The sequence below is a fragment of the Xanthomonas bonasiae genome (assembly GCF_014836395.1).
Lineage (GTDB): Bacteria > Pseudomonadota > Gammaproteobacteria > Xanthomonadales > Xanthomonadaceae > Xanthomonas_A > Xanthomonas_A bonasiae.
This window is the reverse complement of the sequence record NZ_JACSQX010000019.1, coordinates 1-10,034: the sequence shown is the minus strand read 5'-3', so window position 1 is coordinate 10,034 and position 10,034 is coordinate 1. Positions and strand designations below refer to the sequence as shown.

Here is a 10,034-nt window from a genome sequence, read left to right as displayed (position 1 = left end):
GGCTGAAGCCCCTCCTACAGGTGCACCGGGCCAGCGCGCCATGCGCTTTTTTGTAGGAGCGGCTTCAGCCGCGACAGAAGCCGAACCGTCGCCAGGCGATGTGTCGGGGCTGAAGCCCCTCCTACAGGTGCACCGGGCCAGCACGCCATGCGCTTTTTTGTAGGAGCGGCTTCAGCCGCGACAGGAACCGAACCGTCGCCAGGCAATCTGTCGGGGCTGAAGTCCCCTCCCACAGGAGCGCCGGCCAGCAAGCCGCACGCCTTCTTGTGGGAGCGACTTCAGTCGCGACGGGCGTTACCGATCGCGCCCATCGCGACCGATGGTCCAGGTCCACCCGAGCCGTTCCGATAGCTCGCGATCAGCACAGCGCAAGACCTCAGCCCTGTTCTCGCCGCGTCGTCTGCTCCACCGCCACCGCACCACCCCGCGCCATGCTCGAAAACACCCCATCGCGGCGCACCCAGGCATGGAACAGCGCCGCGCACAGATGCCCCAGCACCGTGGCGAACAGCAGATACGCCAGCCAGCCATGCGCACTACGCAGCCACGCATACAGCGCCGGACTGTGCGGCGCGATCGGCGGCAACTGCACGCCCGGCCACAGCACGATCGGATAGCCGCCGGCCGACAGCATCGACCAGCCCAGCAACGGCATCGCCAGCATCAGCGCGTACAACAGCCAGTGCGAGGCCAGCGCCGCCGTCTTCTGCCACCACGGCAGGTCGGCCGGCAGCGGCGGCGGCCGCTGGCGCAGGCGGTTGCCCAGGCGCACGATCGCCAGCACCAGGATGGCGATGCCCAGCGGACGATGCAGGTCGAGCAGCCACGGCCGCTGCGACACCGAGGCGACCATGCCCACGCCGACGAACAGCATGGTCAGGATCATCGCCGCCATCAGCCAGTGCAGCACGCGTGCGGTCAGGTTGAAATGCCCGGAGGCGTTCGCGCGGCTCATTGCGCACCCCCATGCGCCTGGCCGGTCGCCTCGGGCGCCTGGCCGCGGCCGATCTCGCGCTCGCGACGGTTGAACGACTGCGAATACACCGCCGAACGCGCGGCCAGGATCGGATCGTCGGAGCCGGCGATGCCGTGCGGCAGGATCAGCGGGTCGTAGTTGAGATCGCGGCACGGGCCGGTGGCCTGCGGCTCGGCGTGGTCGAGCACCAGCGTGCCGGCGACCACCTGTTGCCGGTCCTGCGGCCAGGGTTGCGAGGGATCGTTCACCGGATCGCCGGGCGCGGCCACGGTCAGCACCAGGTCCCAGCGCAGCGGCCCGTGCGCCAGCCGCGCCTGCAGGTCCTCGCCGAGGAAGTCGGCATCGGCCTGTGCGCGCTGCGCCGCGGACAGTTCCTTGAACGCCGTCTGCGGCCGCATCGACCAGCGCACGAAACGGCTGCTGCCGTCGGCGGCGATGAAGCGGAAGCTGTTGACCCCGTTGTACTGGGTGTTTGCCCAACTGTCCGACCACGGCGCGGTCTTGGCCCACTGCTGGAACTTCTTCGCTTCCGGATAGCGCTGCGCGAACGCGGCCAGCTTCGCCGGGTCCGGCTTGCCGGTGGCCGGGTCCGGCTGCGCGGCCAGGGTCTGCGCCATGAAGCCCTCCGGCGTGGCCACCACGAAGAACGGGAAGCTGTTCATCGCGGTGCGCCACTGCTGGCCGTCGTCGCTGCGCAGCAGCAGCGCCATGCTGCGCACCCGCGCCGTGGCATCGGCGCCGTGCGGATCGCCGCCGCCGATCGACATGCGTCCCAGCACCGGCACCGATGCCTGGGTGAACACCCGCGCCGAGGACAGCGCGCTCGCCTGGCCGTTGCCTTCGAAATGGCCGCTTACGCACATGCCCTTGCTGTGCGCGCGGCGGAAGCCCGGATGCGGCGGGCCGCCGGCCTCGATGGCATCGGTCATGCGCTGCGCGGTCAGCCGCTGCGGCCCGCCCAGCCAGCCCGCGCTCCAGGCGAAGGCGGCGGCGAGCACGGCGGCGATCGCGGCGATGCCGGCCAGCGGCAGCCAGGGCCGCGGGCGTGGCGGCGGGGTGGGATCGGGATGGGACATGGGGCGACTCCTGTGGCGGCGGCGATTGGGAGTGAGACGTCCGGCGCCGCGTTCTATTCCCGGCACAGGCGCTGGTTCGGCGTTTGCATTGCGTTTTTCGCCGGCAGCGGTTCCTTGCGGCCCGGCAGGCGGCACAATCGCGTGCCAGCCGTCCGGACAGGCGGCTCGCCCAGGCCAGGGAATAATCCGCCTCGCCGTGCGTCCTACCTGTGATTGCCCCTTCCCGAGCGCTGCACCTGACCCTGCCCATGGACGAACTCGACGACGATTCTCTGCGTGCGCTCATGCCGCGATTGCGGCGCTTCGCCCAGTCGCTGAGCGGCGATGCGGCCAGTGCCGACGACCTGGTGCAGGCGGCACTGGAGCGCGCGCTGCGGCGCTGGTCCACGCGCCGCGATGCCGATGCGCTGCAGCCGTGGCTGTTCGCGATCGTGTACCGGCAGTTCGTCGACGCGCGCCGGCGCGCGCAGCGCTGGCAGCGGGTGCTGGCCCTGTTCGCGCCGCAGCAGCCGACCCAGGCGCCCTCCGCCGAACAGGTGCACGACGGCCGCGCGATGCTGGCCGCGTTCGCGCAACTGCCGGCCGAACAACGCGCGCTGCTGTTGCTGGTCAGCGTCGAGGGCTTCAGCTACCGCGACGCCGCCACTGCGCTGGACCTGCCGATCGGCACGGTGATGTCGCGGCTGTCGCGTGCCCGCGAGAAACTGCGCCAGATCGGCGAAGGCCGCGGCGCCGGCGGCCCTGCCTTGCGAGTGCTCAAATGACCGTGCTGCGCCCCGACGACGAAACCCTGCACGCCTACGTCGATGGCCGTCTGGACCCGGCGCGGCGCGCGCAGGTCGCGGCATGGTTGCAGGCCAATCCCGCGCACGCCGCGCGCGTGGCCGGCTGGAAGCGGGATGCCGACGCGCTGCGCGCGGCCTGGGCCGGTGCGGAGACGCTGCCGGCCAACCCCGCATTGACCGTGCCGGCCCTGCGCCGCCGCGTGCGCCAGCGGCGCCGCACGCTGGCCGCCATGGCCGCCAGCTGCGTCCTGATGCTGGGCCTGGGCATCACGCTTGGCTGGCAGCTGCGCGACAGCCGTCTCGGCGGCGATCGCCTGCCGATGGCCGACGCGGTGGCCGCGTATCGCCTGTTCGCCGACGGCGAGCAGCCGCTGGAATTCGACCCGGCGCGGCGGCTGGCCTTGCAGGGCTGGCTGCGCACCCATTTCGGTGCGGCCGGCGCGGTGCCGGACCTGCAGGCGCAGGGCTTCGCGCTGCGCGGCGGGCGCCTGCTATCCACCCCCGAGGGCGCCGCGGCGATGCTGGTCTACCAGGACGCCGACGGCGCGCGCATCGGCCTGTACCTGCGCCCGCGCAGCGCCCGCCTCAGCGACGGCGAGCGCCGCGACGGCCGCTTGCTGGCGCAATACTGGTCCGAAGGCGACACCGCCTTCGCCCTGGTCGGTCCGGCCACGCAGACCCGCATGCGCCAGATCGCCCCGCTGCTGCGCGGGCAGGGCTGAGCCAGCAGAACGGCGTCGGGACTGAAGTCCCTCCCACAGCGCACCCGGCGAGCAAGCCGCAAGTTTCTGTAGGAGCGGCTTCAGCCGCGACGAACGAAGCCAGCAACCCTGGTGGTTTTACTTGTCTGTCGCGGCTGAAGCCGCTCCTACAGTGCACCGTGCAAGAGAGCCGCAGGTTCTTTGTGGGAGCGACTTCAGTCGCGACGAGCGAAGCGGTGGAGGCGCCGCAACCGGATCGCGTCGGGACTGAAGTCCCTCCCACAATGCACCCGGCGGGCAAGCCGCAAACTCCTGTAGGTGTAGGAGCGGCTTCAGCCGCGACGAACGAAGCCAGCAACCCTGGTGGTTTTACTTTTCTGTCGCGGCTGAAGCCGCTCCTACAGTGCACTCTGCAGATAGCCGCAAGACCCGTGTGGGAGCGAGTTCAGTCGCGACGAGCGAAGCGGTGGAAGTGCCGCGACCGGATCGCGTCGGGACTGAAGTCCCTCCCACAGTGCACCCAGCGAGCAAGCGGCAAGCTCCTGTAGGAGCGGCTTCAGCCGCGACGAGCGAAGTCAGCAACCCTGGTGGTTTTACTTGTCTGTCGCGGCTGAAGCCGCTCCTACAGTGCACTCTGCAGATAGCCGCAAGACCCGTGTGGGAGCGAGTTCAGTCGCGACGAGAGAAGCGGTGGAAGTGCCGCGACCGGATCGCGTCGGGACTGAAGTCCCTCCCACAGTGCACCCGGCGAGCAAGCCGCAAGTTCCTGTAGGAGCGGCTTCAGCCGCGACGAACGAAGCCGGCAACCCTGGTGGTTTTACTTGTCTGTCGCGGCTGAAGCCGCTCCTACAGTGCACCCTGCGGGAGAGCCGCAAGACCCTTGTGGGAGCGACTTCAGTCGCGACGAGCGAAGCGGTGGAAGTGCCGCGACCGAATCGCGTCGGGACTGAAGTCCCTCCCACAATGCACCCGGCGAGCAAGCCGCAAGCTCCTGTAGGAGCGACTTCAGTCGCGACGAGCGAAGTCAGGAACCTTGGCGGTTTGGGTGGTCTGTCGGGGCTGAAGCCCCTCCTACAGGAGGCGCTCCAGCAACCTCGGCCACGCGTCCGGGACGATGGCAACGCCCCGCCAACCCCTACCCGGCGTAGCGCGCCTTCAGCATCGCGTAGGCCGAGCGCAGCGCCAGCGCTTCGCCGCCGGCGGGGCGGCCGGGGCGGTCGCTGTCGTTCCAGGCGTACACGTCCAGGTGCGCCCAGGCCTGCCGTGCCGGCACGAAGCGCTCCAGGTACAGCGCCGCGGTCACCGCACCGGCCATGCGCGAGCCGGCATTGGCCAGGTCGGCGATCGAACTGGTCAGGTAGCGCAGGTAGGGGCGCCACAGCGGCATGCGCCACACCGGGTCGCGGCTGCGTTCGCCGGCGGCGATCCAGGCCTGCGCCAGCGCGTCGTCGTTGCAGAACAGCGCCGGCAGGTCCGGGCCCAACGCGACCCGCGCCGCGCCGGTCAGCGTGGCGAAATCCAGGATCGCGTCCGGCGCCTGTTCGCTGGCGTAGCTCAGCGCGTCGCACAGCACCAGCCGGCCTTCGGCATCGGTGTTGTCGATCTCCACGCTGATGCCCTGGCGGGTGGCGATCACGTCGCCGGGGCGGAACGCATCCGGGCCGACCGCGTTCTCCACCGCCGCGAGCAGCACCGTCAGCCGCAGCGGCAGCCGCTGCGCCATCACCAGCCCGGCCAGCGCCAGCGCATGCGCCGCGCCGCCCATGTCCTTCTTCATGTGGCGCATGCCGTCGGCCGGCTTCAGGTCCAGGCCACCGGTGTCGAAGCACACGCCCTTGCCGACCAGCGCCACGTGCGGATGCGCCTCCTCGCCCCAGCGCAGCACGATCAGCCGCGGCGCGCGGTGCGAGGCGCGGCCGACCGCGTGGATCGCCGGGAAATTACGCAGCAGCAATTCCTCGCCGACGATGCTTTCGCACTGCGCGCCATGCGCGTCGGCGATCGCGCGCGCGGCCGCTTCCAGCTGGTCCGGTCCCATGTCCTCGGCCGGCGTGTTGACCCAGTCGCGCACGCGCACGCAGGCCTCCAGCTGGTCGCGTACTTCCGCGCTCGGCGCGGCCAGCAACTGCGCCGGCAGCCGCGTCGGCTGCTTGTAGCGGGCGAAGCGGTAGCTGCCCAGGCCCCAACCCAGATGCAGCGCGGCCTGCTCTTCCTCGCTCAGCGCGCTGGCCAGCCGCCAGCTGCTGCCGGCCGGCAGCGCATGCGGTGCGTGCGCGTAGGCATAGGCATCGCCGCGGTCGCCGACGCCCAGCACCGCCGCGGCCACGCCGTCCGCGCCGGGCAGCAACAGCACCGTGCCGGGCGCGGCCACGAACTGCTGCGCATCCAGCCATGCCACCCAGGCCGGCGCCTGCGCGGCGCGCCATTCGGCCAGGCGTTCGCGGTCCAGCACATGCAGCGGCAGCGCGTGGGGGGAGGCATTGGTGAAGCCGGAAGGCAGGGACATCAGCGGGTCCTTGTGAGTCGGGCGCGGTCGGCGCGACGCGCGGCCAGGGCGAAGAGGCGGCAGCGGGCGGCGCTCATGCGCGCGCGCCGACGGCCGGCTGGGTGGCGTCCAGCCAGTCGGCCAGGCCGGTGAGGGTGTCGAAGTGCAGGTCCGGCGGCGTGGGCGGATGCCAGGCCTGCGCGTCGCGGTTGATCCAGCACCCGCGCAGCCCGGCCTGCATCGCGCCGACCACGTCCATCTCGATGTGGTCGCCGACGTGCAGCACCTGCGCGCAGGGCAGGCCCAGGCGCGCGCAGGCGGCGTGGAAGATGCTCGGGTCCGGCTTGGCTGCGCCGTGTTCGCGCGCGCTGAGCTGGAACGCGAAGTGCGAGGCCAGGCCGATCGTGGCCAGGTCGGCATTGCCGTTGCTCAGCGCCACCACCGGCACGCGCGCGGCGATCCGCTGCAGCGCGGCGATGCTGTCCGGATAGCACTCCACCTGGTTGCGCGCGGCATAGAACACCGCGAACGCCGGCTCCACCAGCGCCTCGTCGGCACCGCTGTCGCGCAGCGCGCGGCGCAGGGTCAGGCGCCGCATCTCGCTCAGGTCGTGGACCAGGTGCGGATGGGCGGCGAACACCTCGTCGCGCAGCTGCCGCATCGCCGCGATCGGGAACCGCTCGGCGGTGCGCGGACTGTGCTGCAGCAGCCAGTCGTGCAGCACCTGCTCGATGCGCGCGCCGATCGGCGCGAACGGCCACAGCGTGTCGTCCAGGTCCAGCGTGATGGCGCGAACGGGGAAGGAAGGCAAGGAAGTCACTCGCAACATTTTACGCCAACCGACAGTGCCGGCTCCTGCCAACAGTAGACACACGCGCCGGCCCCGGCGCCGCATCGATCGCTTTTCCGAGTCCCCAGTCCCCAGTCCCGAATCCCGGCTTCATTCCAGCAACCTGGCCCAGCGCTGCATGCCGTCCACCCGCGCCAGCACCATCTTGATGCACACCAGCAGCGGCACCGCCAGCAGCAGCCCGATCATGCCCCACAGCCAGCCGAACAGCATCAGCGCCAGGATCAGCATCAGCGGCGAGATCGCCATGCGCCGGCCGAGCACGATCGGCGTCACCACCTGGCCTTCGAGCATGTGCAGCGCCAGGTACAGGATCGCCGGCAGCGCCGCGCTCAGCGGATCGCGGAACTCCACGAAGCCCATCAGCAGCATCAGGATCGCGCCGATCAGCGGGCCCACGTACGGGGCGAAGTTCAGCAGCGCCACCACCGTGCCCCACAGCAGCGCTTCCTGCAGCGGAATCTTCAGCAGCACCAGGATGCCGGCGAAGATCAGCCCGACCAGGGTGTTGATGACGCTGATGGTCAGCACGTAGCGCGACACCTCGCGCTCGATCGAACGCAGGATGTCGGTGGTGAATTTCTGCTGCTGGCGGTTCGGCAGCAGCGCGATCGCATGCCGCTGCAGGTTTTCGCCGAACACCATGAAGAAGAACGTCAGCAACACCACCGCCAGCGCCGAGGCGGCCAGCCGCGGGGTGCGCACCAGCGCCTTGTACGGATCGTCCAGCTGGGTGCGGATCACCTGCACGCGGCGCCCGTTGTCGCCGCCGGCGGCGCGCGCGAAATTCTCCGCGGCCTGGTTGGCCTGCTGCATCGGCTTGGTCAGGTCGCGCACCTGGGTGGCGATGTGGCGCATCTGCCCGGGCGCCTGCTGCACCCACTCGGCGGCCGGCCCGGCCAGCTGCATGGTCAGCGCCGTCGCCACCGCCATGCCCGACAGCAGCACCAGCAGCGCGCCCAGGAAGCGCGGCACGTACAGCCGCCGCAGCCCGCGCAGGATCGGATTGCCGACCAGGGCGAAGAACGCGGCCAGCAGCACCGGCAGGATCACCTCCTGCGCCGCCCACAAGGTGTAGCCCACCGCCAGCGTCGCCAGCACCACCAACGACACCGGTCCACGCGGGCGCGGGGCGGGCGGTGGCGGGAGGGCGTCCTCGGGGGGCGGTGCCACGTCGCCGGCGTCGGCCACGGATTCGGACAGAGTGCTCATCGGACCTGCGCTGCGTACGGTGGCCCCGGCACGCGTCGGCTGGACGCGCGCCGTTCGGCGCAAAAAGGGGAAGCGGAGTGTAGGCCGATCCTGGCCTGCGCGGTATGAAGGCGGCGTGGCGACCGCAGCGGGTCGCTAGGCGGCGCTCAGCGTTCGGAGACGTCGGTGGCCGCTTCGGCCGCGCGCGGCGGTGCCTGCGGCGACGCGGCGAACGGCGCATCGACCGGCGCCGTGGCCACCGTGGGCGCAACGGGCGGCCGCGGCACGCCTGCGGCCGCGGGCGTCTCGACCGCCTCGGCCGCATCCTGCGCGGTGTCCGCCGCGCGTTCGGCCTGGTCGGAGGCTTCCTTGACCTTGGTCGCGGTCAGCAGGCTGGAGACCGCGCTGAGCATCTGCAGCCAGCGCGCACCGCCGAGCTTGCCGATCGCCGCCGCCGGCTCGGCGCGTCCGGCGAGAAAACCTGCGCCCAGGCCCACCGCGACGATGCGCAGCGGTGTCCAGCCTTCGCGCCACACCCGCTGCAGCGTGGTCCACTGCGTCTGCATCTGCTGCTGGCGGCCTTCCAGCACCGTCTCGGCGCGGGCGATGCGGTGCTGCAGTTGATCGAATTTCATCGGCCCGCTCCGGCGGCCTTGGACGCATGGTCCTCGGCGGTGTCCTCGTCGTCGCCCCCGATCCCCAGCTTCGCCAGCTGGCGGCGGGTGGCGTCGAGCTTGCTCATTTCGAAATAGCGCAGCGCCTGCCACGCGCCAAGGGCGGTGACCACGAGACTGAACGCGGCGGTCGCCGAGATCGACGCCAGCCACGACCAGCCCAGCCGCTGCAGCACCGCGATCAGCGCGCCCATCAGCAGCATCCATGCCGACGCGCCGAACGACACCGCGATGGTCAGCCATACCAGCGCGCGGGCCATCGCCGCGCGCGCCAGCGCCAGGTCCGCCACCACCAGTTTGCGCAGCGCGCGGCCGGCTTCCAGGGTGGCGGTCAGGCCGTCGCGGCCGGCCGTGCTGAATTCGCGGAACGATTCCTCCAGCGACGGCCGTTCCGCCGCCGCCGGATCCGGCGCGGCAGCGGCGCCGTCGCGGGCCTGCTCGTCGCTCACGTGGCTTACTTGTCGCTGCTGCGCGCCAGCTTGGCGATGATCCAGCCGGTGGCGAAGGCGACGCCGAACGAGGCCAGCGGGCGCTCGCGGATCAGCTCGGCGGCGCTGTCGATCAGGTCGCGGCCCTTGTCCAGCAGCACATCGACCTGCTCCTTCGCCGCGGCACCGCCGAACTCGGCAGCGGCCAGCCCGGACAGCGCGCTGTCGGACAGCTCGGCCTTGACATTGGCCTTGCCCAGCTTCAACTCGTCGCCCGCGGCACCGGCGGCGCCCTTGATCGCTTCGCCGGCGTAGCTGGCGGCCGACTTCAGGTGCGAACCGGCTTCGCTGAGGTTGTCCTTGAGGTTTTCGGTATTGGTGGGGCTGGCATTCATCGCGTGTCTCCTGACGGTGGTAGGGGCATACCTGCGCGCGGCAGGCGGTTCGCGGATCGCGATCCAGAGGAATAGCATCGACGCGGTGTAGAGCTTGTTAGGCCCGGCCGCACGGGTACATCCAGTCCGGCATTATGTCCAAGGACAGCGCCGCGCGCGCCGCAGGCTTTCTGTAGGAGCGGCTTCAGCCGCGACAAGCGAAGCCGCAACCCTGGCCCGTCTCGGATCCTGTCGGGGCTGAAGCCCCTCCTATAGTGCACCCAGCCAGACGGCCGAAGGCGTTGTGTAGGAGCGGCTTCAGCCGCGACGAGCGAAGCCGCAACCCTGGCCGGTGTCGGCCCCTGTCGGTGCCGAACCCCTCCCACAGCGCACCTGACCAGACGGCCGCACGCTTTTTTGTGGGAGCGACTTCAGGGCACCTCTAAAAACCTGCCTGCTTTGGCATCATATGGTCTGAGAAGACAGCCGAGGCC

General features: G+C 70.9%; 10 protein-coding genes. 2 read left to right on the top strand and 8 right to left on the bottom strand.

Annotated features, from left to right (window positions below; all coding sequences use genetic code 11):
- Positions 1-376: 376 nt before the first annotated feature.
- Positions 377-955 (bottom strand): cytochrome b, encoded by a 579-nt coding sequence (locus H9658_RS21455; RefSeq protein ID WP_191826883.1) that lies wholly within the window; start codon positions 953-955, stop codon positions 377-379.
- Positions 952-2,052 (bottom strand): catalase family peroxidase, encoded by a 1,101-nt coding sequence (locus tag H9658_RS21450; RefSeq protein WP_191826882.1) that lies wholly within the window; start codon positions 2,050-2,052, stop codon positions 952-954. Before H9658_RS21450 ends, H9658_RS21455 begins: the two co-directional genes overlap by 4 nt.
- Before the next feature lie 248 nt (positions 2,053-2,300).
- Here H9658_RS21450 and H9658_RS21445 point away from each other — a divergent pair, with 248 nt between their 5' ends.
- Entirely contained in the window at positions 2,301-2,816 is a 516-nt protein-coding gene (locus H9658_RS21445) for an RNA polymerase sigma factor (RefSeq protein WP_179569529.1), read from the top strand.
- The gene (locus tag H9658_RS21440) at positions 2,813-3,559 is read left to right on the top strand and encodes an anti-sigma factor family protein (RefSeq protein ID WP_191826881.1); all 747 of its coding nucleotides are present in this window, start codon (positions 2,813-2,815) and stop codon (positions 3,557-3,559) included. Before H9658_RS21445 ends, H9658_RS21440 begins: the two co-directional genes overlap by 4 nt.
- A gap of 1,114 nt (positions 3,560-4,673) precedes the next feature.
- Here H9658_RS21440 and H9658_RS21435 read toward each other — a convergent pair.
- From H9658_RS21435 to H9658_RS21410, 6 genes are all read right to left on the bottom strand, one after another.
- Positions 4,674-6,044 (bottom strand): leucyl aminopeptidase family protein, encoded by a 1,371-nt coding sequence (locus H9658_RS21435; RefSeq protein WP_191826880.1) that lies wholly within the window; start codon positions 6,042-6,044, stop codon positions 4,674-4,676.
- A 73-nt stretch (positions 6,045-6,117) separates the two neighbouring features.
- Entirely contained in the window at positions 6,118-6,834 is a 717-nt protein-coding gene (locus H9658_RS21430) for an HAD family hydrolase (protein WP_225210174.1), read from the bottom strand.
- Positions 6,835-6,963: 129 nt separating this feature from the next.
- Positions 6,964-8,085, bottom strand: coding sequence for an AI-2E family transporter (locus H9658_RS21425; RefSeq protein WP_179569521.1), 1,122 nt, complete (start codon positions 8,083-8,085; stop codon positions 6,964-6,966).
- A gap of 146 nt (positions 8,086-8,231) precedes the next feature.
- Positions 8,232-8,699 (bottom strand): hypothetical protein, encoded by a 468-nt coding sequence (locus H9658_RS21420; protein ID WP_179569519.1) that lies wholly within the window; start codon positions 8,697-8,699, stop codon positions 8,232-8,234.
- Positions 8,696-9,187, bottom strand: a complete 492-nt coding sequence (locus H9658_RS21415) for a phage holin family protein (RefSeq protein WP_179569517.1) — start codon at positions 9,185-9,187, stop codon at positions 8,696-8,698. The genes H9658_RS21420 and H9658_RS21415 overlap by 4 nt, the downstream gene beginning before the upstream one ends.
- A 5-nt stretch (positions 9,188-9,192) precedes the next feature.
- A complete protein-coding gene (locus tag H9658_RS21410) occupies positions 9,193-9,561 on the bottom strand; it encodes a hypothetical protein (RefSeq protein WP_191826879.1) in 369 nt (122 codons plus the stop codon).
- Between the last annotated feature and the right edge of the window lie 473 nt (positions 9,562-10,034).